Genomic DNA, 24,151 nt, shown 5'->3' with positions numbered 1-24,151 from the left:
CGGTGATGCTTTGTTTGATCTGCGCGATGGTGGGTTGCAGCTTGTCGAGGAAGCGGTTGAACCAGCTCACCAGTTCGCCCAGTTCGTCTTTCTTGCTGTAGTGCAGACGTTGAGTCAGGTCGCCGTCGCCGCTGGCAATCGCCTTGAGCATCTCGGCCACGCTGTTGATCGGCCGGGTCACACCGGAGGCCGTGAGCCAGATCAGCAACAGTCCGACCAGGCCGGCAATCACCGCCACCAAAACGGCTTTGAGGGTGCCGCTTTGCTGGGCGTCATCGAGTACGGCTTGCAACTTCACCGAGTCGGCCAGCAACACGTGTTTCGGCAGGTCGATCACCACGCCCCAGGCTTTGGACTCGGCAATCGGACTGACCGGGTACACCGCGCGGATCAGGTCGCCCTGTTCAAGGATCTTCGGTGTGCCGCCGCTGAGCAGTTGCAGAATGTCCTTGCCGTCTACACCCAAGGTGTCGCCGATGCTTTTACCGACTTTGCTGGCATCGATGCTATAACCGGCGAGCACGCCGCTGGCAGAGACGATCAGCATGTGCCCGGCGCTGTTGAACAGGTCACGTTGGGAGTCGACAGCCGCCGCTTGCAGGGCGTCGAGGGCAATGTCCACACCGACCACACCGATAGATTTGCCATCCACCAACAGCGGTACGGAAATGGTGGTCATCAGCACTTTCTTGCCGGCAACCGTGTCGGCATACGGGTCCAGCAGGCAGGTGCGCTTGCTGTCGCGGGGGCAGGTGTACCAGCTGTTATAAGGCGTGCCGCTGAGGCTCAAGGTGGTCTTCGTCATGTCTTCTTCGACCATGATCGTGTTGATCCCGGCACCGCCAACGCGGCTCCAGTAACTGGCGAAGCGACCGGCTTCGTTGGACTGTCGAGCCGCATCGTTGGCAAATTCGCTGTCCTTGCCATCCAGGCCATCGGGTTCGAATGCCAGCCAGATCCCCAGCACTTTGCTGTTGCGCTCGAAGGCGGTTTTCAGGCTCTGGTTCAACTCCTCGCGCAGGGCGCCGGCCTCCAGCGAACGTTTGGCAGCCATGGTGCGCATGTCTTTGATCTGATCGGCCAGAGCGGTCACCACCAGCAGACTTTCGCCGAAGGTTTTCTGTACCCGCACGGCTTGCTCGGCCGCCTTAGCCTGGAGCAAATCCTGCACGCTGGCGGTGAGCATCTTGCTGCTGGAGGCACTAACCAGTTCAACGTTGCGATTGGTTTGGTAGATGTTCATGCCGACGATCAGGACGACCACGCCCAGCAGGCACAGGCCGGATAGCAGAACGATTTTCAGGCGGATGGAAAGAGAGGCGAACATGGGGCGAACTCGCGAATGGATGAAGTGTTGGCTGTGAGTCGGGCCCCGACCCGGTTGCGACTGAGGGCCAGTAAAAGAGAGCCGAATCGCTGGAGCAGGAAGACTTCTTTCGAACAGTATGGGGGCTTCTCAGCCACGGTGAAGACCACGGAAGTAACTGATCAGCCCTTGCGTTGACGGGTCTTCGGCCGGCGCTTCTTCGCTACCGGTCAGGCGGTTGTAGACGCCTTTGCCGAGCTCTTTACCCAGCTCCACACCCCATTGGTCGAAGGCGTTGATACCCCAGATCACGCTTTGCACGAAGACTTTGTGTTCGTACATCGCCACCAGCGAACCCAGGCGACGCGGACTAATGCGCTCCAGCACAATGGTGTTGCTCGGACGGTTGCCCGGGATCATCTTGTGCACCGCCAGCTTCTGCACTTCATCCTCGTTCATGCCCTTGTCACGCAGCTCGGCTTCGGCCTCGGCGTGGGTCTTGCCGAGCATCAGTGCCTGGCTCTGGGACAGGCAGTTGGCGTACAGCCACTGGTGGTGATCGGACACCGGGTTGAAGCTGACGATTGGCACGATGAAGTCGGCCGGAATCAGTTGAGTGCCCTGGTGCAGCAACTGGTGGTAAGCATGCTGACCGTTGCAGCCGGCGCCGCCCCAGATGACCGGGCCGGTATCGGTGGACACTGGCGTGCCGTCCTGGCGCACGCTCTTGCCGTTGGATTCCATGTCCAGCTGTTGCAAGTGCTTGGCGATGTTGCGCAGGTAGTGGTCGTACGGCAGGATCGCGTGGCTTTGCGCGCCCCAGAAATTGCCGTACCAGACACCCAGCAACGCCAGCAGCACCGGCATGTTCTGTTCGAATGGCGCGCTCTGGAAGTGCTGGTCCATGGTGTAGGCACCGGACAGCAGTTCCTTGAAGTTGGACATGCCGATGGCCAGGGCGATCGGCAAACCGATGGCCGACCACAGCGAATAACGTCCGCCCACCCAGTCCCACATCGGGAAGATGTTTTCTTCGCGGATGCCGAACGCCACAGCGGCGGCATTGTTGCTCGAGACCGCGATGAAGTGACGATACAGCTCGGCTTCGGAGCCACCTTGGGCCAGATACCAGGCACGAGCAGCCTGGGCGTTTTTCAGGGTTTCCAGGGTATTGAAGGATTTCGACGAGACGATGAACAACGTGGTCTCGGCGCGAAGCTTCATCGACAGTTCGTGAAACTCGCTGCCGTCGATATTCGCCAGGTAATGGCAGCGCACGCCTTTCTGGGCGTAGGACAGCAGCGCTTCGGAGACCAGCTCAGGGCCGAGGAACGAGCCACCGATGCCGATGTTCACCACGTCAGTGATCGGCTTCTCGGTGTAACCGCGCCACAGACCGTCGTGAATACGGCCCACGAGGTCGGTGATCTGATTCAGCACCTTGTGCACATCGGGCATCACGTTGACGCCGTTGACCGACAGCTTGTCGCCCACCGGGCGGCGCAGTGCGGTGTGCAGGGCCGGGCGCCCTTCGGAAGAGTTGACGATTTCGCCATCGAACAGCGCTTTGATTGCGCCCTTGAGGTCGACTTCGTTGGCCAGACCCACCAGCAGGTTGCGGGTCTCGGTATTGATCAGGTTCTTCGAGTAGTCGAGAAACAGGCCACAGCTGCTGAGGGTGAATTGAGTAAAGCGCTGCGGATCTGTGTTGAACGCCTCACGCATGTTGAAATTTTTCATCGATTCACGGTGTCGGGAGAGCGCCTTCCAGCCGGACATCAGTGTCACATCATGAGAGTTTGAGTAATGCACCATTCAAATCACTGCCTATAAATTATTGTTCGCTCACTGGTGTCACCTGGATGGTGTAACCATCTACAACTAGGTTCCGCCGTTAATCATCGCTGCTGCTACGCTTGCCATTAACGCCGCAAGACCGATCTCTTCTGGCTGAGCGAATCGACGAGGCGGTACTGCGCCCGCGCTTGCCCACCTACCTCTCCTGCCCGTCAGCGCGGACGTTCGCCACCTTCTACGGAGTGACCTCCGTCGCCTTCCGGACAGAAGTTCATCGACTCCAACCAGAGCAACCCATTGAAGGTAAAACCATCGTAAAGTTCGGGCAGGTCGACCAGCCCTACTTCACCATCGCACCTAAAAGTGAGGCAGCGGCACGATCAAAAAACACGCAAGTTTGGTTACGGCATGAAGCCTGTCGCAGATGACCCAGAGATCAAAACCAGGTTTCCATCTGTATGCCGTACTGCCATACACCACCGGCGTTGAAGTCCGACTTGCCGAAGTTGTCTGTGGAACTGTATCGGTCCAGGTCCGAGGACCAGTTCATGACGCTGGCGAACACGCGCAATTCGGGACGTGTGAAAAGGTCTCCAACGTCGAGTTTGAATGTTGGGGCAATCGTGAATTTCCAGAAGTTACCGTCGACCGCATTACGTTGCAGGTAGCCCTTGGGGTCGAGGTCCATGGTTTGCCAGCTCATTTCGTAGGCCATCTCGAAATTGCTGTTGATTTCATTGGCCAACCGCACGTTCAGGGTCATCCAGCGGTAGTCGTCACCCTTGACGTATCTGTCCTTGCTTTGTTCGGCCAGCAAGCTGGGACCGATGCGCCAGCCAGGTGCAATGGGTGTCTCGCCGTAAAGCGCCAGACGCAGCGCGCGGGCATCGTCGATCAGCTCGCCATCCGAGCCGACATTCTTGACCTCTGCCCCCAGACCTTGCCCATAGAGCAACGCCGTTTTGAAGAAGCCTTCCCTGCCGAAAAAGTTTTTCTGATGATTGGCCACCATGCTGTGCAAGCCGGAATCCGCAGGCGTCAGACCCGCTTTGTTGGTGCGAGTGCCAAAATCGTTTTTCTTCGAGCCAATGCCATTGAACATCCACTGCCACTGACCATTATCGAAGAACTGATTGGAGGTCAGGATGTAGCTTTCCACATCGGCATTGACTCCGCCCTCACTGAAATCCCCATAGTTACGCCCGATCAAGGAGTAATTCGAGCGCCAATCCTTGTTCATCTGCACATCGTAAATGCCACCCCCGGTGCCGGCCAGAAAGATGACATCCGAGTCCAGCCAGTGGATATCGAAGTTATCTCTGTCAAATCGTTTGCCTGCCCACAGGGTGGAATTCTCGAACACTGAATTGCCCTTGAAGGCGGCGAGGTGATCGAGTTCGGTAAATACCTGACGCACGTTCAGGTTGCTTTCTTCGGCCGTCCAGTCATTGGTACTTTCCACTCCATCGGCGATGGACACCGTGAATTTGGAATGGGTGCCGTTTTGCGCATAGGCTTCTTTCGACAGGTCTATACGCATGTAGGTGTCGTCTTCGTTACCGAGTCGCCCGACGGCGCCACCGACTGAACCGGCCGGGGTTGTATAAGGGCCGCCACGACCACCACCCAGCCCATCGTTGATCAGCAACCCGGAGCGGGCGTAGCCTTTGAAGCTGAAGCCGTCAGTGAGGTGCCCGCTGCTGCCCTCTTTCTCCATGCTTTGCTGACGGGCTTCGAGTTTTGCCAGTCGGGTGTCCAAAGCAGGCGCCGAAATGGCTGCTGCAGTAGACGCCGCGGGCTGCAAGGTGGGAGTGGCGGTTTTGATCTGCTGCAATTCTCTTGCAAGCGCCTGGGTTTGCTGTTCGGCTGCGGCCGCACGCCTTTCCGCTGCGCTGGCACGGGCTTCAAACGCGGCCATGCGTTCTTCCAGAGTCGCGGCCTGAGTGGTGGCCGCCGAGGTGCTGAGCACGCCTGCGAGTAGCCAGTTTGATGCTTTCTGCATGGGAATTTCCTGTTTTGTTTTTATTGTTTTGTTTCTGCGACTGACCATTTTTTTCGTGAACGGTGGATTACCAAAATCCACGAAAAAAAAAAGATGCCTCATCGCAAATACGCTGCTACATTGGCGGTGTTAACGTTAACGCTAAAAAAAACAAAAATAAAGAGGGCTTTATGAAACAACTGAAATCGCTCCTTCCAGCCGCGCTACTCACCCTTTGTGCCGGACTTCCATCCCTCTCGAGCGCAGCCGATCTGACGATCTCGTGTGGGGCGGTGGGTGCGGAATTGCAACTGTGCAAGGAGGCTGTCGAGGCGTGGTCGAAACAGACCGGCAACCACGTCGAAGTGGTTTCCACGCCTAACTCGGCGACCGAGAGGTTGTCGTTCTACCAACAGATCCTCAGTGCGCAGTCCAGCGACATCGACATCATTCAAATCGACATGGTGTGGCCGGGGATGCTGGCCAAACATCTGATGGACCTGCGCGAGGTGCTTCCCGCCAACGCGACCCAGGGCTACTTCCAGGCACAGGTGGATAACGCCACGGTGAACGGACAGTTGGTGATGATGCCGTGGTTCACTGACTCGGGCCTGTTGTATTACCGCAAGGACTTGCTCGAGAAGTACAACAAGCAGGTTCCCCAGACCTGGGAGGAAATGACCGCTACCGCGAGAAATATTCAACAGGCCGAGCGCACTGCCGGGAACCCCAATGCGTGGGGTTACATCTTTCAAGGGCGCGCCTACGAGGGCCTGACGTGTAATGCGCTGGAGTGGATTAGCAGCCAACCGGAAGGCGGACTGGTCAATCCACGAGGCGACATCGTGGTCAACAGTCAGGCTTCAAGAACGGCTTTGACCCTGGCGAAAAGCTGGGTGGGAGACATCTCCCCACGGGGCGTACTCAATTACACCGAGGAAGAAGGCCGTGGCGTATTCCAGTCGGGAAATGCGCTGTTCATGCGTAACTGGCCTTATGTCTGGGCTCTGGTGCAAGGCCAGGACAGTGTCGTAAAAGACAAGGTCGGGGTCGCCCCCCTGCCCCGTGGCGGCACCACCGGCACCCATGCAGCCACCCTCGGCGGGTGGGGCCTGGCGGTATCGCGTTACAGTGCCCATCCAAAACTTGCCGCAGAGCTGGTGACCTACCTGAGCAGTGCCCAACAGCAGAAACATCGGGCTCTGGTCGGCGCCTATAACCCGGTGATCGAGTCGCTGTATCAAGACCCCGAATTGCTCGCGGCCATGCCTTATTACGCTCAGCTGCACAGCATTCTCAACGATGGGGTCATGCGCCCCGCTGCCATCACCGCCGATCGCTATCCACGGGTCTCCAATGCGTTCTTCGATCGAGTGCATGGCGTGCTGGCGGGCGAGCTACCGGTCGATCAGGCACTGGCCGAGCTGGAAAGCGAACTCACAAGCATTAAACGCCGGAACTGGTAAAGGAAATCATCATGCCTGTCTATTCTATCCCTGCCTCCGATGACGAGCTCCTCCCCACCAGGGAAACGCCGGTACAGCGCCGCCGAGTACGCGCGGCCTGGCTGTTTCTGACACCGATGTTGCTGTGTCTGGCCCTGGTGGCGGCCTGGCCGCTACTGCGCACATTCTGGTTCAGCCTGACCGACGCCAACCTGGCGGACACCCGTGGCGGAACCTTCATCGGCCTGAGCAATTACCTGTTCCACAACGGTACCAGCTGGTCGGGCATCCTGGTCGATCCTCAATGGTGGAACGCCGTGCGCAACACCTTGCATTTCACCGTGGTGTCGGTGGGACTGGAAGTCGTACTCGGATTGCTGGTGGCGTTGCTGTTGAACATCAAGTTCACCGGCCGTTCCCTGGTGCGGGCGTTGATTCTGATTCCTTGGGCGATTCCTACCATTGTCTCGGCGAAGATCTGGTCATGGATGCTTAACGACCAGTTCGGCATCATCAATCACCTGATGCTGAGCCTCGGCCTGATTGACGCGCCCCTAGCCTGGACGGCAGATGCGGGCCTGTCGATGTGGGCGGTGATCATCGTCGACGTCTGGAAGACCGTGCCTTTTGTCACGCTGCTGACGCTGGCGGCCTTGCAGATGTTACCGAGCGATTGCTACGAAGCCGCCAGAGTCGATGGCATTCACCCGCTGAGGGTGTTCTGGCGTGTCACGCTTCCCCTGCTGATGCCCGCTCTGCTGGTGGCGGCTATCTTCCGCATCCTCGATTCCCTGCGGGTATTCGACGTGATCTATGTGCTGACCTCGAACTCTTCGAGCACCATGAGTATGTCGGTCTATGCCCGCCAGCACCTGGTGGAGTTCCAGGACGTTGGTTACGGCAGCGCGGCCTCGACTCTGCTGTTTCTGGTCGTTGCGGTGATCGCGATGCTTTATCTCTACCTCGGACGCCGTCAACTAGAGGTTCGGTCATGAACCAGCGCCTACTGAAAAAAGCCTTGTTGCGTCTCGGGTTCTGGTGTCTGATCGGGGTTTTGCTGCTGTATGCGGTCTTCCCTTTCTACTACGCCATCGTGACTTCGCTGAAGCCGTCCAGCGCCTTGTTCGAGGTGAGCTACTGGATCAATAACCCCGACTTCTCCAATTACGCGGCGGTACTCCATCAATCCTCATTCCTGCGGGCGATCGGCAACTCGCTGGTGGTTGCTCTTAGCGTGGTGACGCTGGCGTTGTTCCTCAGCCTGACCGCCGCCTATGCCTTGGGCCGGGTGAAGTTTCGTGGGCGTGGCACCGTCTTGATGATGGTCCTTGGCGTGTCGATGTTTCCTCAGGTCGCGGTGTTGTCCGGGCTGTTCGAAGTGATTCGCGCGCTGGGTCTGTACAACACGTCCTGGGCGTTGATCCTGAGCTACACGATTTTCACCCTGCCCTTCACCGTCTGGGTGCTGACCACATTCATGGGACAACTGCCCCACGAATTGGAAGAAGCGGCAATCATGGATGGCGCTTCGCCGTGGGTCACGCTGACCCGCGTGCTGTTGCCCCTGCTCTGGCCCGCACTGGTCACCACGGGTTTGTTGGCGTTCATCGCCGCCTGGAACGAGTTCCTGTTTGCCCTGACCTTCACCCTCACCGACACCCAACGCACGGTGCCGGTCGCCATCGCCTTGATTTCCGGCGGCAGCCCCCATGAGTTGCCTTGGGGGTTGTTGATGGCCGCATCGGTGGTGGTCACCGTCCCACTGGTGATTCTGGTGCTGATCTTCCAGCGCCGAATCGTTTCCGGTCTCACTGCCGGCGCGTTAAAGGGTTGATGCCCAACAACTATAAGGAACAGCATCGTGATCAAATTGAAGCTAGACAAAGTGAACAAACAATTGGGCGGCATGCGCATTCTTCGCGACGTCAGCCTGGAGATCGCGGCGGGTGAATTCGTGGTGTTCGTTGGCCCTTCAGGCTGCGGGAAGTCGACCCTGTTGCGCCTGATCGCCGGACTGGATTCGATCTGCGCCGGCCACCTGCTGATCGATGGGCGTCGGGTCAACGACCTGGAGCCGCGCGAGCGTGGTGTCGGCATGGTGTTTCAGTCTTATGCGCTGTACCCGCACATGAGCGTCTACGACAACATCAGTTTTGGCCTCAAGTTGGCCAAGACGGAAAAGACCAGCCTGCGCGAGCGCGTGCTGAAAACGGCGAAAATCCTGCAATTGGACAACCTGCTGCAACGCAAGCCAAAGGAACTGTCCGGTGGGCAGCGTCAGCGTGTGGCCATGGGCAGGGCCATGGCGCGGGAACCGGACATTTTGTTGTTCGATGAGCCGCTTTCCAACCTGGACGCCTCCTTGCGGGTGCAGATGCGCAACGAAATCGCCCGGCTGCATGATCGACTCGGCTCGACCATGATCTACGTCACCCACGATCAGGTTGAAGCGATGACCCTGGCCGACAAAATTGTCGTGCTCAATGGCGGTCGCGTCGAGCAGGTTGGCTCACCGCGCGAACTCTATGAACGCCCCGCCAGCCGCTTTGTCGCCGGTTTTCTCGGTTCACCCAAAATGAACTTCCTGACGGTGCGCCTGCATGCCCCAGGCGAAACCAGCCTGGTCTATAACCTCGTATTGGGCAAAACATCCCTGCCCTTCGACAGCTCGAACCTGGCGGAGGGCACGCTGCTGAGCCTGGGGATTCGCCCGGAGCAGGTGTCGCTCAAGGCTGCAGAGGGACCCGGCATCGTGGTGACCGGGGTCGAATACCTGGGCAGCGAAACCTATGTGCACCTCGATACCGGTCACGACGAGCTACTGATTTGTCGTTGTGAGGTCAGCGCCGGATGGCAGGTAGGCGATCGGGTCGAGCTGCAGCTGGACATCGGCAACCTGCACTTGTTCGACGCCGACGGCACGGCCTTGAAGCGCCACGCCATTGAAACCCTGCCCGATGGCGTTCCTTCGCGCCCGGCACGAGCAGGCGCCCTATAACTTTGTCTTTGAATACCATGAGCGATCCAATGTCTTGCACCCTTGAACTTGCGCAACATGCACTGAGTGACGGCTTGTCGCGCGTCATTCACGATTACCGGCCCGGTTATCATCTTGCCCCCCCGGCAGGCTGGATGAACGACCCTAACGGAGTGGTGTACTTTCGCGGCGAGTATCACGTGTTCTATCAACACCACCCCTTCGACGCGAAATGGGGCCCGATGTATTGGGGACATGCCAAGAGTGCCGATCTGGTCCATTGGCAGCATCTGCCCATGGCGTTGGCGCCAGGCGATGACTTCGACCGCCACGGTTGTTTTTCCGGTAGCGCGGTGGTGTGCGGCGATACCCTGGCACTGATCTACACCGGGCACACCTGGCTGAAGGCCGTGGGTGACGAAAGCTCGATCCGTCAAGTCCAGTGCCTGGCCACCAGCACCGACGGCATCCGGTTCGTCAAGCATGGCGCCGTCATCGACACCGCACCGCAAGACACGATCATGCACTTTCGCGACCCCAAGGTATGGCAGGAGGATGACTGCTGGTACCTGATTGCCGGCGCACGTCTGGGCGATGTGCCGTTGCTCCCGCTGTACCGTTCCACGGATCTGCACACTTGGGAGTTCCTCGACTATGTGTCCAGCGGCAGCGAGGGCGATGGCTATATGTGGGAGTGCCCGGATCTGTTTCGCCTGAACGGGCGCGATGTGCTGCTGTACTCGCCCCAGGGCATGCAACCCGAGGGTTACGACCGGCTCAACAAGTACCATACCGGTTATCGAGTGGGCCTCCTCGATAGCGAGTGGCACTTCACCGGCGGGCCTTTTATCGAGCTGGATAACGGCCACGATTTCTATGCGGCGCAAACGCTGCTGGCCGCCGATGGCCGGCGTCTGGTGTGGGCGTGGCTCGACATCTGGGACAGCCCGATGCCGAGCCAGGCCCATCACTGGTGCGGCATGCTCAGTTTGCCGCGCGAACTTGAACTGCACGCCGATCGCCTCTGCGTGTATCCGGCACGGGAGCTCACCGCGCTACGCAAGGCGCCATTGCCGAGCACACCCTGGTGGGACAAGTCGGGAACCCGGTGGGTATCGGCAGTGAGTGGCGACATGCTGGAAATCCATGTGCTTCTGGATTTGCGCGGCTGCACTGACGGTCACCTGGGAATCGCTTTGCGCTGCAGCGACGATGGCCATGAAGAGACCCTGCTCTACTACGATGCGTCGCTGCAGCGTCTGGTGCTGGACCGCAGCCGCTCGGGTGCGCAAGTCACCGGTCAGCGCAGCGTGTCGATAGACCCGACGCAAGAGCGACTGGAGCTGCGCGTATTTCTCGATCGCTCTTCCATCGAGGTGTTCGACGAAAACGGGCGCTTCACTATCAGCAGTCGCCTCTATCCAAAGCTCGACAGCCTGGGGGTGAAGCTTCTGGCAAGCGGCAGTGGCGGACGTGTTTCCATTCCCAAGGCATGGCCTCTGTCCTCGGGATGGCTGTGAGCGGCGTCATTCGAGTCGCGAGAAGACCGGCCATGTGTCTGATTCTTCGTCAACCTGAGAGAGCGAAAGATGGTGCACAGCTGGCCGGCGTGTCCCTGATGACGGCTGCTCGGGCGCCTTTGTCCATGCCAGTCACGCCCAGGATGCTCAGGTTGACGAACAGGATGTAGGCCATCGCCAGAAAGGTTGTGATCCCTGCGAGGATTTCGATGCGTACGTTGGTCTCGTGCGCTTTGAGTTTGAATAGCGAGTCCAGGATGTTACTCCCGGTGGTGCTGTAAACATGACTGAACGGTTAAGTTTACAGCACCACCGTCGAGGTCGAGCAAGATGACCAAAACAGGACAAAAAATTAACCAGAAGGTCCATTTTATCGAAAGCAAGCAGGCAGGTAAGCTCTCGTAAGGCGGGTGCAGCACGAACGCGACCACCGCGTAACGCTAGGGGCGCAGATTGCTAAGGTCACGCTGTGCCTTGCTCATCTGGCTACTGCCGAACGAATTGTCCGCTGCCCACAGTCGTCACCATGACTCACGCTCAACGAGTGGGCATGTAACCCTGTGAATAGTGGGTTCGTCCCGGCTTTCAATCACATGCTGGGCCGCGCGGCGGCCGATCTCGTAGTACGGCAGCTGCACAGTACTCAGCGGTGGATAGAACAACTCGGCGACGCCAATCATGTTGTCGTAACCAAGGACTGCCACATCGTCTGGAATGCGCAGGCCTCGACCGAGCAGGTATTGATAAGCGACCAGGGCGATGCGGTCGTTGCCACAAATAAGCAAGTCAAAAACCGGCTTGCCCTTCGAGCCGCACAATTGTTGCTCCAGAGCTACAACCGTTTCCCCATAGGCGTCATCGGTCGACAGGTTGTACTGGGGAACATCGGCCGCGGACAAGCCGGCCTCTGTTAGGGCGCGAACCAATCCTTCTTGGCGCTGCTCCCAGGCCAAGTTGCTTTGAGGCAGGTTGATGCACAGCGGTCGCCGGTAGCCTCGATTCAGCGCCTGTCGTACAGCCTGATACTGACCTTCTGCGTCGTCGGGTACGTAACAGGCCACGCCGGGTTCTGAACTGATGCAATTGCTCAGCACCAGAGGAAGGCTGTGCAGTACTTTGGGAATCTCGACTACGCGTAACTGCATGGTACTGAAAATGATCCCGTCGGGTTGATGCGACAGCATCAGGTCGATGATTTGCGGGCTTGGGGGGGTTTCAAATACGTTGATGATAAAGATGTTCCAACCATTTTCCCGTGCAGTGCGCTCTAGCGAGAGCAGCATATTCACGGCGAAGGGAGTGGTCGCGGTATCTAGCGCGAAGACGCCAATGGTCTTGCCACTGGAATGGCCGCCACGGATCTTGCGCGCAGAAAGGTTGGGGACATAGCCCAACGTCTCGATCGCTTGACGAATTTTCGTCAGGGTTTTCCGATGAACCTTTTCCGGGGTATTGAGAGCTCTGGACACGGTCATGAAGGAAACCCCCGCCATCCTTGCGACATCTTTAACCGAAGCCATTCGTGGGTTCCATTGATTGTCTGGCGGGCATCATGTCATGCCAGACAAAAGCATGCCAACACCGTGCCAGCAGCAGACGGCGCGAATGGCATCTCAGAGGGGCGATCGTCTATGGCGACAATATGCCGCTGTTCGACGCTCACCCACAGGTCTTTGCTTACGAGCGCAAACTCGACGCCAAACGCATCGTCGTCATCAACATTTTTTCCGCAGAGCCAGTCGAGCTTGACCTACCGGCTGATTATCGTGATGCTCCTGACGGACATGACTTTCATGCATGGAGAATAAATCAATGGCATCCGTAAATGGCCTCGGTTAAAGATGTTGCACGGTTGGCAGGGGTTTCCCTGATGACCGTGTCTCGAGCTATCAACACCCCCGAAAAACTCAATGCCGAAACGCTGACAACTGTCCTGCGAGCCATCGAGACACTGGGCTATGTGCCCAGTCTCTCCGCACGCAAGATACGCGGTGGTCATTCCCGCAGCAAGCTGATCGGTGTTTTCGCTCTCGATACTGCGACCACTCCCTTCGCCGTGAATATGCTGCTCGCGCTAGAGCGCACTGCTCGGGAAAATGGTTGGAACATTTTTATCATCAACGTATTCGAAACCCCACCGAGCCCGCAAACCATCGATCTGATGCTGTCGCATCAACCTGACGGGATCATTTTCAGTACCATGCAGTTACGCATAGTCGAGATTCCCCCAGTACTGCGCAGCCTGCCTCTGGTGCTGAGCAATTGCATCAGTTCAGAACCCGACGTGGCGTGCTATGTCCCCGATGACGAAGACGGCCAGTATCAAGCCGTACGTCAGGCACTTCAACGTGGCTACCGGCGGCCGCTGTGCATTAACCTGCCTCGCCAAAGCATGGCTTGGAAGCTGCGCCAACAGGGCTTGTCGCGCGCGCTGATAGAGGCCGACATCTCCCTGGACACTGTCCAGCAATATGATCTGTCTGCTGATGATGAATATGGAGAAACAATTGAAGAGCTCAAACGCCAATTGGGCGAGCCACGGGTAAAGCCGACCTTTGACCTGCTGATTTGTGGTAACGACCGTATTGCCTTGATTGCCTACCAGTTCCTGCTCGGTCAAGGCCTGAAAATTCCGGCCGACATTGCAGTCCTCGGCTTCGACAACACGGTCGGAGTTGCCGAGTTGTTTTATCCGCCGTTGAGCACCGTGCAATTACCCTATTATGAGATGGGACGCCGCGCCGCGCAGCACTTGATCGAAAACAAGGACGAACCCTTCATTCACAAGGTCCCCTGCCCCCTTGTCAAGCGCATGTCTTGGTGACCCGAATCTTCAAAGAAAGACCAAAACACGTTCGTCATTAATATATGTGATCTGATCGTGGCCGTTTCGGATCGACCTGATCTGCCATCGACCCGCAGCACCTTTTGCTCGCGTACCATCGACCTGGCTTGCTAACTCAACGACTAAATAGTAGCTGGCATTGCAAGTGATTGCTTAGGGTTGCGAAACAGTCCTTTAATCACCCAGACAGCCCCCCATATAAGGTAATTTCACTTAAGCATTTGAGTCCAAGCCGGGCTTGCCTGAAAATCCGATGCTAGATCTCTGGCATCAGATTTTTTATGTCTGTTCAACAGGACCTGCTCGACCTCGGCGACCTTTTCAACTTCTGCGACTTGAGCACCTTCGCCCAAAACATCCCTATTGAGTAGGTGGCGTCTGCGCTGGATCTTTCCAGTCAGGCCACCATTCGCAGACGTCGCCTGCCCGCCTATAAACTCGCTTCGTCCTGCTCCGGTACACGCCTGATAAAACCAATGGCACGTACGCCGGGGAACTCGCAACCGGGATCGTGTACATGGTGATATTGGTCAAAAAATTCGCGGCTGATGCCATGCCTCACCCGCTGTCAGCACGGATCCACGAACGCCTCGCAATCCTTATTAGTAAAGATTGAGGCGAGCTAAAACCAACTCTGCGGCTTCCTCGGTAGCCGCTGCGACTTTTTCTTGAGCCTGCTGCTCGTTGATGCGTTCAAGCATCCAGGCGCCTAGAATGCTTGCCCCTGCCCCCACCACCAGAGTGATCGCTGCTCCCCACATCATCGCTCGTCGCTAGACGAATATGGCACTGCGTACGCTTGCTCCATTCTATTTGATCCTAATGTCGTAGAGGATTGCCCAAGTGTCTTCGCCGAACGCTTACAAATGTTAATTGATAGACGTTTGCGCAAGTGCGAATCCTGTAATGGATGCGACTTAATGAGCAAAGCTAACACGCTTACTTCATGCAAATCGGAGTTTTTGGTGTAAGGTTAGGATAACAATCACGGAGAGATTTCCCATGTCCAAACTCGCAGAATTTCGCCAGCTTGAAAAACACTTGGCCGAGCAGCTCCAAGCGCTTGAAGCTCTTAAGGGTGATGCTGGCCTTAAGCAAGAAATCGAATTCGAAACAAAGCTCCGTGCCTTGCTGGCCAAGTATGGCTATAGTTTGAAGGACATCGTCAATTTGCTTGACCCGCAATCTGGACGTCGCGCACCTGCTGTTGCGCAAAAAATCAGCAACCGCAAGCCGCGCCAAGTGAAGGTCTACAAAAATCCGGAATCTGGCGAAGTCGTGGAAACCAAAGGTGGTAACCACAAAACACTCAAAGAGTGGAAAGCAAAATATGGCTCTGACAAAGTCGAGTCTTGGTTGACCAAGTAATTCGTTTGAGTACAAAAGGGCCTTTCGAGGCCCTTTTTATTAACGAGGATGACCAGCCTGTAGCCCCCGTCTCAAGGATATTGCCCCCACCTTGTTGTATTGTTTTCCTGATGATCTCCGTAAGAGGACGATAACCCCATATTTTTTAACTCCGCTATCCCCCTAAAGTTGCATCAACTGGCTATGGTTGTCACAATGTCACTCGGCATAGCTGGATGCTACATGCGTCGTTGTACTCAAACTCAGGGAGAGTTTCATGTTGAAGAGAGCTGCACTCACTACAACCCTTTCTATCTTGCTGTCACCACTGGCATACGGAGAGAATATGAAAGGGGCCGATACCAAGGAACTCCAGGGTAATGTCAAGAAATTTCAAAGCGCCTATTTTGGTTCTCGGGAGGCCGCGGTAAAACAGGCAATCGTTACTGACTTCAATGTAAAAGAATCCGACATCAAGGTCACCGAGGACGCCCGCTCAGGGACGCGCATACTTGAGGTAAGTCTCCCGAGTTTTGAACCACTGGAGGTGCCTGCGACAGTGCGTTATTTATTCGGCTATAAGTGCCAATGTCTTAATCAAGTCAATGTCGACTGGAAGCTACCAGAGTTGATGACGGCCGAAAAACGGGATGTTTTGATGATGGCCGTATCGAAGCTAGTTAAAAGACTTTCAGAGAAGGATTGGCTGGCCGACCAAGTGACCACGGATCGAGCCATTGACGATGTAAAAGCAGGCCCCCCTGTGCCGTTTGTTTTTTAGGGGCGTCAATCTCCGCAATACTGCCGTGGCGCTGTCTGGGAATCTAGTTCAGATTCAATCGGATAAAAATAAACCCAGGAAAATTTAGTGCGGATTTCGAGACGATGCGTAATGTCCAGCTGATATATCAGTTGGACAGTGAGAATCCCGACGTCAGAAAGATTAATGTCGAGGGATTCTAACGAGACGCTAACGCCAAAAATATAGGTCTGGACGTGCAGGTTTTCCATTTCCTGCACGTCTCGTCGGATTACGTTAAGCGGCCAGCCATTAGAGGAGACCGCAATATCTCTCAAGGGCGCGCCAATGGCTCGTACTGTTTAAGCCTTCAATACTCGCGAGCATGATCTGCCCGAGGTCACTCTCATTTGCATGAATGTAACCTCGGGCATATGAGACGCTGATTCTGGTTTCTCAGGCCTTCACTGGCGCGCCCATTGATGCGGCACTTTCGCGATCTAGCATTTGCGCGTGCACCTGAGCCTCTTCTTCACTCATCAACTCGCCCTCCCACTTGGCCACTACGGCAGTGGCAATGGAGTTGCCAACGGCGTTGGTTGCCGAGCGGCCCATGTCGAGAAATGTATCGACGCCCAGAATCAGCAATAGTCCGGCCTCTGGAATATTGAACTGGTTCATAGTGGCGGCAATCACCACCAGGGACGCCCGCGGTACACCGGCCATGCCCTTGGAGGTCAGCATCAGAATCAGCAGCATGGTGATCTGGGTGCCGATGGGTAGCTCAATACCGTATGCCTGGGCAATGAACAGCACTGCAAAGGTGCAGTACATCATCGAACCATCGAGGTTGAACGAATACCCCATCGGCATGACGAAACTGGAGATTTTGCGCTTCACACCAAAGCGGTCGAGCGCCTCGAGAATTTTCGGATACGCCGACTCGGAACTGGCGGTGGCGAAGGACAGTAGAAAAGCTTCCTTGATCAGCACCACCAGCTTGAACACCCGTGGCCCGAGAAACAGCAGGCCAGCCAGCACCAGCAGCCCCCACAGCAAGAACAACCCCAGATAAAAATCGCCCATGAACACGGCGAACTTCAACAGGATGGCCAAACCGTTCACCGACACGGTCGCGGCCATAGCCGCCATCACCGCGATGGGCGCCAACTTCATCACATAACCGGTGATTTTCAGCATGGCGTGGGACAGTTCTTCGATCAGACCTACAAGGCGTTCGGCCTTTTTGCCCAGCGCCGCGAGCGCGACACCGAAGAACATGGAGAACACCACGATCTGCAGGATTTCGTTGTTGGCCATCGCCTCGGCGAAGGACTTGGGTACCAAGTGGACGACAAAATCCTTCAAGGTGAAGGCTGACGTCGCCAAGTTAGTGTGGGCACCGATATCGGGTAGCGGAAGGCCAAGATTGTGGCCGGGCTGCAGCAGATTGGCCATGATCAGCCCCAGCACCAGCGACACCAAAGATGCTGTCACGAACCAGCCAAGGGACTTGGCGAATACGCGTCCAACCGAGGCAGCATCCCCCATATGCGCTATGCCGACCACCAGGGTCGAGAACACCAGCGGCCCGATCAGCATTTTGATTAAACGTAAAAAGACATCCGATACAATGGAAATATACCCCGCGACTTTAGTCGCCGATTCCTTGTCCGGAAAATTGATGAACACCATGTAGCCAATCACGATCCCCAGCGTCATGGCGATCAGAATCCACGCTGCTGCCGGTAGTTTACGTTTCATAAAACACCTCTAATTCAATCCAGTGCTGATTGCCTCAATGGCAACCGCTCATTCGCAATGCGTTTCATGCGTGCACACCTGAACAATCAAAAGTCATTCAAGAAAGCCGACTCGGCAGCAGACAAACCGCCCTGAAATCAGGGCGGCGCCTGTGAAAAAGATGACAAGCTAGTTTTTGTTGGCGGCCGCCGACATATAGGCGTCAGGCGGCTCCGGCAGTGCGGCAAGCATGTCGTGCAGTCCTGCAGCCCACTGCGTTCGGATACGCATGAAGTAAGGGTCGTCAGCCGTGATGCGATAACTTTTTGCACGGGAAAAACTGTCTCTTCTGTACACCAGCAGATCCAGCGGCATACCCACCGACAGATTACTGCGCATGGTCGAGTCGAACGAGATCAGCCCACAACGCAGGCCTTCTTCGAGTGATGTGCGATGCGTCAGATTGCGATCGAGGATCGGTCTGCCATATTTGCTTTCACCCAATTGCAGGAAAGGTGTGTCCTCTGTCGCCTGGATGAAGTTGCCTTGCGGGTAAATGCTGTACACGTCCATGGGCCCGTCTGCGATCTGCCCGCCCACCAGAAAAGAGCAACTCAAGTCGGTCTTGCCTGCCAACTTTGTACGATCTCGGGCGACGACTTCGCGAACGGTTTCGGCCACCAGCACGGTAGCGTCATAGAGTGTGCGGACATTCAACAGGTGCGGGCCTGACCCGCTGGAACGCTGCTCGAGCAGGTTGACCACCGATTGCGAAGTGGCCAGATTGCCAGCGGTTTGCAACACAATCAGGCGTTCGCCCGGCGTACTGAAAATAAACAACTTACGGAACGTTGAAATCTGGTCGATACCGGCATTGGTCCGTGAGTCGGAGATGAACACCAGCCCGTCGGCGAGGTGCATAGCGACGCAATAAGTCATATGCGCTAACTCGTGAATTTTGGATGAAAGGCCATACCGTCCCCATGACGGTATGGCCAATTACTGTGAAAGTTTCAGGCTATTGGTGCTGAACCTTTACCCGAGCCAGCATCGACTCGGCCCCGCCGCCACGCCGCATGCCGCGTACCGGGCAGGCGTCGAGGTAGTCCAGGCCCACCGCCAGTTTCAAATGGCGCTCGGGCCGGATCAGCCGGTTGGTCACGTCGACGCTGTACCAGCCATCGTCGAGCCAGGCTTCGGCCCAGGCGTGGCTGGCCAAATGGCTTTCATCTTCGGTGCACAGATAACCGGAGACGTAACGCGCCGGGATCCCCAGGCTACGAGAGCAGGCCAGGAACGCGTGGGTGTGGTCCTGACAGACCCCGCCCCCGGCGGCAAAGGCTTGCGCGGCGGTGGTGTCCACGGTGGTTGCGCCCGGGCTGTAGACCATGTGATCGGCCAGGCCATTCATCAGGTCGATCAGCGCCACCCGGTCACGCCGCGTGCCGCAGTGCTGCAAGGCAAAAGCGTTCAGGGCGTCATCGGCCGTGGTCAGATGACTGGTGCGCAAGAACGGCAACGGCGACTGACTGTCGTGCTCCATATCCAGCGTCTGGTCGATTTCAACCTGACCATAGGCGGTCAACACCAGGGCGCCGTGGGGCTCGTCCATCGTCAATACATGCAAGATGTTGCCATAAGGATCGAGCTGGCTGCGGACCAGGCGTGGGAGTTCCAGATGCCACTCCAGAATGTGCTGGCGCTCGGTGTTCTGCGGTGTCAGCCGTAAGAACTGAATACTGGTGCTGACTTCATCGGCGTAGCTGTAGGTGGTGTCATGGCGTATGGACAGTTTCATACGACCTCCAGATAGGACTCGTGAACGGTCTGGCCGAGATGGCGAACCTGGGAGATGAAATCCGTCAGCCAGAGGTGCAGACCGAAGCCGAGAATCTCGTCGATACCGGTGTAGCGCAGCCGTGCATTCAGTTCGGCGGCCAGACGCTGGGCCGCCCGCCCGTTACTTCCCGGCAGGCTGGCGAGGATTTGGTCCAGCTCCTCGATGCAAGCGTGTATCGAACGCGGGACGTCGGCGCGTAACAGCAACATCTCGGAGACTTCCTCGGCGCCTGGCGCATTGCGGTAGATCTCGTTGAAGGCTTCGAATGACGACAAGGCCCGCAGCAAGGCGCTCCACTGGTAGTAGCCGCGCGCCGAGTCATCACTGACCTCCTCCGACTCTTCGCCGAACATTTCGTAGCGTGCATCCAGCAGACGCAGGGTGTTGTCGGCGCGCTCGAGGAAAGTCCCCAAACGAATGAAGCAGTAGGCATCATTACGCATGATGGTGCCCGAGGTCGCCCCACGGAACAGATGGGAACGCTCCTTGACCCACTCACAGAAATGGCTGATGCCATAACGCGCCAGACCGTTGCTGGCGATGTTGCGCATCTCCAGCCACGTGGCGTTGATGTTCTCCCACATGTCGGCGGTGATGCGTCCGCGTACCGCGTGGGCATTGGCCCGCGCCGCCTGCAGGCAGCAATAGATACTGCCGGGGTTGGTTTCATCCAAAGCGAAGAAATGCAACATGCGCTCAGTGTTGAGCTCGCCGTAGCGTTCGTTGTAATCGTCCAGCGTACCGGCGGCCAGCAGCGACATCGCCAGTTCAGCGCGGCCATCGGTGCGCCCGGCCTGGGGCATCAGCGATAACGAGTAACTGACTTCAAGCATGCGCGCCAGGTTTTCGGCGCGCTCCAGGTAACGGGACATCCAGTAGAGGTCCGAAGCGGTTCTTGAAAGCATGTCTTAGTCCTCCACTACCCAAGTGTCTTTGGTGCCGCCACCCTGGGACGAGTTCACCACCAGCGAGCCTTCGCGTAATGCCACGCGGGTCAGGCCGCCGGGCACCAGGCGGGTTTCGCTGCCTGACAGCACAAACGGGCGCAGGTCAATGTGGCGTGGCGCGATGCCGTTTTCGACAAAGGTCGGGCACGTCGACAGGCACAGGGTTGGTTGGGCGATATAGGCTTCAGGGCGTGCCTTGAGGCGCGCGCGGAAGTCTTCGATTTCCGCTGCCGTGGCTGCCGGGCCGACCAGCATGCCGTAGCCGCCGGAACCCTGGGTTTCCTTGACCACCAGCTCCGGAAGGTTGGCCAGCACATGGGACAACTCTTCCGGCTTGCGACATTGCCAGGTTGGTACGTTCTTGAGGATCGGCTCCTCGTCGAGGTAGAAGCGGATCATGTCGCCGACATAGGGATAGATCGACTTGTCATCGGCCACGCCGGTGCCGACGGCGTTCGCCAGGACCACATTGCCTGAGCGGTAAGCGGCAATCAGACCGGGCACGCCGAGCATGGAATCCGGGTTGAACGATAGTGGATCGAGATACGCATCGTCGAGGCGGCGATAAATGACATCCACCTGCCTGGGGCCAGCGGTGGTGCGCATATAGACATGATCATCGCGGACAAACAGGTCGGCGCCTTCCACCAATTCCACGCCCATTTCACGGGCCAGGAACGCGTGTTCGAAGTAAGCGCTGTTGAAGCGGCCCGGGGTCAGCACCACAGCTGTGGGGTTGTCCAGAGGGCTGGAGCACTTGAGGGTGTCGAGCAGCAGGTTCGGGTAATGATCGATGGGCGCCACACGCTGGGCGGCAAAGAGTTCGGGGAACAAACGCATCATCATCTTGCGGTCTTCAAGCATGTAGCTGACGCCGCTGGGGGTACGCAGATTGTCTTCCAGCACGTAGTAACTGCCGTCACCGTCGCGGACCAGATCGACCCCGGCGATATGGGCGTAGATGCCGCGGTGTAAATTCAGGCCCTGCATGGCGACCTGATAACCCTCGTTGGCCAGCACCTGTTCGGCCGGGATGATGCCCTCCTTGAGGATGCGTTGACCGTGGTAGATGTCGGCCAGAAACATGTTCAAGGCCTGGACCCGCTGAATGCAGCCGCGCTCGACCATCTGCCATTCGCTGGCCTTGATGCTGCGCGGAATGATGTCGAACGGAATCAACCGCTCGGTGCCCTGCTCGTCCCCGTATAAGGTGAAGGTGATGCCGGCTCGGTGGAACAACAGGTCGGCTTCGCGACGACGTTGATCCAGCAACTCCAGAGGTGTGTCCGCCAACCAACGTGCGAACTCCTGGTAATGTGGGCGGCAACCACCACTCGCATCATACATTTCGTTAAAAAAAGCTCGGGACATACCCTACTCCTTGCCGCGATACAAACGGCATTTTCTTATAACTTCGCTATTTCAATACAATTAGGCCTTACGTTGTTTTAGTGAGTACTGTTTCTGTTGAGCACCTCAGTGTGCGTCGTTAACTTCCTGTCCCATGCGAAAATAAATTCCTCATGATTCCGGCAATCTCTTGACGCGTTCCGACGCCAGAGATTTTGCCTTTCTGGCCTGATTTCTGGCGCCCAATTTATAACGCTCTTCATTATCTTTTTTCGCTGACTAACCGCACTTGTGATGGTTTGAAAGTACTCTGCAAGGGTTGTGCCCAAGTACTATTACAGCTGATAAAAAGCGAAAGGCCTTCTATAAAAATATTCTCACGGCGTTTTATTCCATTTTTTAGGCAAAAAACGATCAGGTCACTGAAACGATTCTCTGATTTGTAATTTGCACAACTCTGGAGCGGGCAAAGTTGGTGCGATTGGCAGATTCGGTTGTTTTTATGCACTAAAAACGGGATTTTCTACTCGCGTTTTTTATAACCCTTGCAATACAAGGCGTTCAGCGCTGCGCGTCGATTAAATACAGATGCACTATTAAGATTCATAAAATTGCACCACCAACCGGCGAGCGGAACTAAAGTGCCAAGTATTGATACAAAAAAAGGAATATAAAGAGAAGATGGCCTGACCCTGCGGCCCTGCCGTCTGCATAACGGAATAGATTAACTGCGGATTATTCGAGAAACTTCTGGGTCAGGGTCACAGATGGCATCGTCGGGGTCATCATTACAGCCTTGGGACGACGTAACAAGTACCAGCCACAAACCAACAACAGCGCAACAAAAGGTATCGAGGCCACGGTCAATGTTCCGTTTGGATAATCAAAGGCCATCATCACCAATACGCCTGCCAGGAACAGTAAGGTCAGCCATGAAGTTACGGGAGCCCCCGGCATCTTGAATGACACTGCCTGCGCCTCCCCTCGCGCTACCGCACGACGGAACTTCATCTGACAGACAACAATGAATCCCCAAGTACTGATCACGCCAAGGGAGGAGATGTTCAGCACAATTTCAAATACCTGCGACGGCACCAGGTAATTCAGTACAACCCCTACCACGTAAATGGCAACGGTCACCAGGATCCCTGCGTAAGGCACCGATTGTGCGCTCATGCGCGACATGAAGGTTGGCGCCGAGCCCCCCATTGCCAATGCCCGCAGGACGCGTCCGGTCGAGTACAGCCCTGAATTGAGACTGGACAGGGCGGCGGTCAACACGACCACGTTCATCACCGAACCGATCCCGGGAACACCGAGGGCTGCAAAGAAGGTTACAAACGGACTTTCGCCTGCTTTATAGGCGGTCCAGGGCAGTAGACACACCAGCAAAATCACTGCACCCACGTAGAAAATCGCAATCCGCCAGATAACGCTGTTGATGGCTTTAGGCAGTACAGCTTTAGCGTCCAGGCATTCTCCCGCGGCAACGCCGATCAATTCGATACCGGCATACGCGAACACCACCCCTTGCACCAGCACCAGGGCCGCCAACAACCCATGGGGAAAGAAACCACCGTTTTCAGTAATCAGGTGCAGTCCCGTAGGATGACCGCCCACCGCGATTCCGCCGCCGAGCATGATCGAACCGATCACCAGGAACAACGTCAGAGCGGCGACCTTGATCAAGGCAAACCAAAACTCCATTTCACCGAACCACTTGACGCCAATCAGGTTCATTACGGTGACGATCGCCAACGCCACCAGAGCCGACATCCATTGAGGCACTGCGGCGAATGCATCCCAATATTGCATGTACAACGCCACAGCGGTGATATCGACAATCCCGGCCATGGCCCAATTCAAGAAGTACATCCAGCCTGCGACATAAGACGCTTTTTCACCCATGAACTCTCGTGAATAGGACACGAAGCTGCCGCTTGTAGGCCGATGCATCACCAACTCACCCAGCGCGCGCAAGATGAGAAACGCAAAAAAACCGCACACCAGATAAACGATGGCCAATGAAGGTCCGGCTATCTGCAATCGCGCACCGGCCCCCAGAAAAAGTCCCGTACCGATCGCGCCTCCCAACGCAATCATTTGCACATGACGCTTGGTCAGATTCTGGTGATATCCCGCTTCATGGGAGGCTAACCACGCGCTCTTATCGCCGTGTTCCGAGTGTTCTACCAACTGCCGTCCTATTGCATCTGTTGACATGGATGAATCTCCACTAGTTATGAAGCCATTACGGTGTATTTCAGGAATGCCCGACTCAGCATCAAAGCGCATGCACGCGGCAGCGTGCATG

Annotated in this window: 19 protein-coding genes and 3 pseudogenes; 10 read left to right on the top strand and 12 right to left on the bottom strand. The window is 56.6% G+C overall.

All coding sequences use genetic code 11. The features are described from left to right. Window positions 1-46 precede the first annotated feature (46 nt). The 4 genes and pseudogenes from ACYZTW_RS14615 to ACYZTW_RS14600 all read right to left on the bottom strand — a co-directional run. Window positions 47-1,054, bottom strand: a pseudogene (locus ACYZTW_RS14615) (methyl-accepting chemotaxis protein); the annotation flags it as partial. A gap of 402 nt (window positions 1,055-1,456) precedes the next feature. Beyond that, window positions 1,457-3,121, bottom strand: coding sequence for a glucose-6-phosphate isomerase (gene pgi / locus ACYZTW_RS14610; protein WP_462005465.1), 1,665 nt, complete (start codon window positions 3,119-3,121; stop codon window positions 1,457-1,459). A 194-nt stretch (window positions 3,122-3,315) separates the two neighbouring features. Beyond that, the gene (locus ACYZTW_RS14605; RefSeq protein ID WP_462005756.1) at window positions 3,316-3,432 is read right to left on the bottom strand and encodes a thiolase C-terminal domain-containing protein; all 117 of its coding nucleotides are present in this window, start codon (window positions 3,430-3,432) and stop codon (window positions 3,316-3,318) included. A gap of 107 nt (window positions 3,433-3,539) precedes the next feature. Continuing rightward, complete coding sequence (locus ACYZTW_RS14600; protein WP_462005464.1) at window positions 3,540-5,105, bottom strand: carbohydrate porin; 1,566 nt, start codon at window positions 5,103-5,105, stop codon at window positions 3,540-3,542. 170 nt (window positions 5,106-5,275) lie between these two features. On the opposite strand from ACYZTW_RS14600, the gene ACYZTW_RS14595 reads away from it, so the two are divergent. The 5 genes from ACYZTW_RS14595 to ACYZTW_RS14575 are packed head-to-tail and all read left to right on the top strand — an operon-like array spanning window position 5,276 to window position 11,026. Beyond that, entirely contained in the window at window positions 5,276-6,550 is a 1,275-nt protein-coding gene (locus ACYZTW_RS14595; protein WP_462005463.1) for an ABC transporter substrate-binding protein, read from the top strand. 11 nt (window positions 6,551-6,561) lie between these two features. Then, complete coding sequence (locus ACYZTW_RS14590) at window positions 6,562-7,524, top strand: carbohydrate ABC transporter permease (protein ID WP_462005462.1); 963 nt, start codon at window positions 6,562-6,564, stop codon at window positions 7,522-7,524. Next, window positions 7,521-8,363, top strand: a complete 843-nt coding sequence (locus ACYZTW_RS14585; RefSeq protein ID WP_462005461.1) for a carbohydrate ABC transporter permease — start codon at window positions 7,521-7,523, stop codon at window positions 8,361-8,363. The genes ACYZTW_RS14590 and ACYZTW_RS14585 overlap by 4 nt, the downstream gene beginning before the upstream one ends. 27 nt (window positions 8,364-8,390) lie before the next feature. Beyond that, on the top strand, window positions 8,391-9,527 hold the full coding sequence (locus ACYZTW_RS14580) for an ABC transporter ATP-binding protein (RefSeq protein WP_462005460.1): 1,137 nt from the start codon (window positions 8,391-8,393) through the stop codon (window positions 9,525-9,527). Window positions 9,528-9,556: 29 nt separating this feature from the next. Then, window positions 9,557-11,026, top strand: coding sequence for a glycoside hydrolase family 32 protein (locus tag ACYZTW_RS14575; RefSeq protein ID WP_462005459.1), 1,470 nt, complete (start codon window positions 9,557-9,559; stop codon window positions 11,024-11,026). Between the two features lie 112 nt (window positions 11,027-11,138). On the opposite strand, the pseudogene ACYZTW_RS14570 reads toward ACYZTW_RS14575, so the two are convergent. Together ACYZTW_RS14570 and ACYZTW_RS14565 are read right to left on the bottom strand one after the other, a co-directional pair. Then, a pseudogene (locus tag ACYZTW_RS14570) lies at window positions 11,139-11,285 on the bottom strand (NCS2 family permease); the annotation flags it as partial. A 262-nt stretch (window positions 11,286-11,547) separates the two neighbouring features. Beyond that, on the bottom strand, window positions 11,548-12,546 hold the full coding sequence (locus ACYZTW_RS14565) for a LacI family DNA-binding transcriptional regulator (RefSeq protein WP_462005458.1): 999 nt from the start codon (window positions 12,544-12,546) through the stop codon (window positions 11,548-11,550). A gap of 2 nt (window positions 12,547-12,548) precedes the next feature. Here ACYZTW_RS14565 and ACYZTW_RS14560 point away from each other — a divergent pair, with 2 nt between their 5' ends. The 5 genes and pseudogenes from ACYZTW_RS14560 to ACYZTW_RS14540 all read left to right on the top strand — a co-directional run bounded on the left by ACYZTW_RS14560 (window position 12,549) and on the right by ACYZTW_RS14540 (window position 15,999). Then, on the top strand, window positions 12,549-12,851 hold the full coding sequence (locus ACYZTW_RS14560; protein ID WP_462005457.1) for a hypothetical protein: 303 nt from the start codon (window positions 12,549-12,551) through the stop codon (window positions 12,849-12,851). Next, the gene (locus tag ACYZTW_RS14555) at window positions 12,852-13,850 is read left to right on the top strand and encodes a LacI family DNA-binding transcriptional regulator (protein ID WP_462005456.1); all 999 of its coding nucleotides are present in this window, start codon (window positions 12,852-12,854) and stop codon (window positions 13,848-13,850) included. Window positions 13,851-14,152: 302 nt separating this feature from the next. Beyond that, window positions 14,153-14,302: pseudogene (locus ACYZTW_RS14550) on the top strand (IS4 family transposase); the annotation flags it as partial. A 571-nt stretch (window positions 14,303-14,873) separates the two neighbouring features. Further along, complete coding sequence (locus tag ACYZTW_RS14545) at window positions 14,874-15,239, top strand: histone-like nucleoid-structuring protein, MvaT/MvaU family (RefSeq protein WP_462005455.1); 366 nt, start codon at window positions 14,874-14,876, stop codon at window positions 15,237-15,239. Window positions 15,240-15,495: 256 nt separating this feature from the next. Continuing rightward, on the top strand, window positions 15,496-15,999 hold the full coding sequence (locus ACYZTW_RS14540; RefSeq protein WP_462005454.1) for a hypothetical protein: 504 nt from the start codon (window positions 15,496-15,498) through the stop codon (window positions 15,997-15,999). 414 nt (window positions 16,000-16,413) lie between these two features. Here ACYZTW_RS14540 and ACYZTW_RS14535 read toward each other — a convergent pair whose 3' ends face one another. The 6 genes from ACYZTW_RS14535 to ansP all read right to left on the bottom strand — a co-directional run bounded on the left by ACYZTW_RS14535 (window position 16,414) and on the right by ansP (window position 24,150). Beyond that, window positions 16,414-17,721: a dicarboxylate/amino acid:cation symporter gene (locus ACYZTW_RS14535; RefSeq protein WP_462005453.1), complete on the bottom strand. Its 1,308-nt coding sequence runs from the start codon at window positions 17,719-17,721 to the stop codon at window positions 16,414-16,416. A 168-nt stretch (window positions 17,722-17,889) separates the two neighbouring features. Beyond that, window positions 17,890-18,639 carry a peptidase gene (locus ACYZTW_RS14530; protein WP_462005452.1) on the bottom strand — a complete coding sequence of 250 codons (750 nt, stop codon included), beginning with the start codon at window positions 18,637-18,639 and terminating at the stop codon, window positions 17,890-17,892. A gap of 79 nt (window positions 18,640-18,718) precedes the next feature. Next, window positions 18,719-19,498, bottom strand: a complete 780-nt coding sequence (locus tag ACYZTW_RS14525) for a transglutaminase family protein (RefSeq protein ID WP_462005451.1) — start codon at window positions 19,496-19,498, stop codon at window positions 18,719-18,721. Further along, complete coding sequence (locus ACYZTW_RS14520; protein ID WP_462005450.1) at window positions 19,495-20,445, bottom strand: alpha-E domain-containing protein; 951 nt, start codon at window positions 20,443-20,445, stop codon at window positions 19,495-19,497. The genes ACYZTW_RS14525 and ACYZTW_RS14520 overlap by 4 nt, the downstream gene beginning before the upstream one ends. Before the next feature lie 3 nt (window positions 20,446-20,448). Continuing rightward, on the bottom strand, window positions 20,449-21,858 hold the full coding sequence (locus ACYZTW_RS14515) for a circularly permuted type 2 ATP-grasp protein (RefSeq protein ID WP_462005449.1): 1,410 nt from the start codon (window positions 21,856-21,858) through the stop codon (window positions 20,449-20,451). Window positions 21,859-22,572: 714 nt separating this feature from the next. Then, the gene (ansP, locus tag ACYZTW_RS14510; RefSeq protein ID WP_462005448.1) at window positions 22,573-24,150 is read right to left on the bottom strand and encodes an L-asparagine permease; all 1,578 of its coding nucleotides are present in this window, start codon (window positions 24,148-24,150) and stop codon (window positions 22,573-22,575) included. Between the last annotated feature and the right edge of the window lies 1 nt (window position 24,151).

The sequence above is a fragment of the Pseudomonas sp. LB3P25 genome (genome assembly GCF_054897985.1).
The sequence above is the reverse complement of the archived record's forward strand: the minus strand, read 5'-3'. Positions and strand labels throughout refer to the sequence as shown.

Coding starts and splice junctions, on each gene's coding strand:
- ACYZTW_RS14520 (WP_462005450.1), bottom strand. CDS start 20,445: ATGCTTTCAAGAACCGCTTCGGACCTCTACTGGATGTCCCGTTACCTG.
- ACYZTW_RS14540 (WP_462005454.1), top strand. CDS start 15,496: ATGTTGAAGAGAGCTGCACTCACTACAACCCTTTCTATCTTGCTGTCA.
- ACYZTW_RS14555 (WP_462005456.1), top strand. CDS start 12,852: ATGGCCTCGGTTAAAGATGTTGCACGGTTGGCAGGGGTTTCCCTGATG.
- ACYZTW_RS14575 (WP_462005459.1), top strand. CDS start 9,557: ATGTCTTGCACCCTTGAACTTGCGCAACATGCACTGAGTGACGGCTTG.
- ACYZTW_RS14545 (WP_462005455.1), top strand. CDS start 14,874: ATGTCCAAACTCGCAGAATTTCGCCAGCTTGAAAAACACTTGGCCGAG.
- ansP (WP_462005448.1), bottom strand. CDS start 24,150: ATGCACGCTGCCGCGTGCATGCGCTTTGATGCTGAGTCGGGCATTCCT.
- ACYZTW_RS14565 (WP_462005458.1), bottom strand. CDS start 12,546: ATGGCTTCGGTTAAAGATGTCGCAAGGATGGCGGGGGTTTCCTTCATG.
- ACYZTW_RS14535 (WP_462005453.1), bottom strand. CDS start 17,721: ATGAAACGTAAACTACCGGCAGCAGCGTGGATTCTGATCGCCATGACG.
- ACYZTW_RS14530 (WP_462005452.1), bottom strand. CDS start 18,639: ATGACTTATTGCGTCGCTATGCACCTCGCCGACGGGCTGGTGTTCATC.
- ACYZTW_RS14600 (WP_462005464.1), bottom strand. CDS start 5,105: ATGCAGAAAGCATCAAACTGGCTACTCGCAGGCGTGCTCAGCACCTCG.
- ACYZTW_RS14525 (WP_462005451.1), bottom strand. CDS start 19,498: ATGAAACTGTCCATACGCCATGACACCACCTACAGCTACGCCGATGAA.
- ACYZTW_RS14515 (WP_462005449.1), bottom strand. CDS start 21,858: ATGTCCCGAGCTTTTTTTAACGAAATGTATGATGCGAGTGGTGGTTGC.
- ACYZTW_RS14590 (WP_462005462.1), top strand. CDS start 6,562: ATGCCTGTCTATTCTATCCCTGCCTCCGATGACGAGCTCCTCCCCACC.
- ACYZTW_RS14585 (WP_462005461.1), top strand. CDS start 7,521: ATGAACCAGCGCCTACTGAAAAAAGCCTTGTTGCGTCTCGGGTTCTGG.
- ACYZTW_RS14595 (WP_462005463.1), top strand. CDS start 5,276: ATGAAACAACTGAAATCGCTCCTTCCAGCCGCGCTACTCACCCTTTGT.
- pgi (WP_462005465.1), bottom strand. CDS start 3,121: ATGGTGCATTACTCAAACTCTCATGATGTGACACTGATGTCCGGCTGG.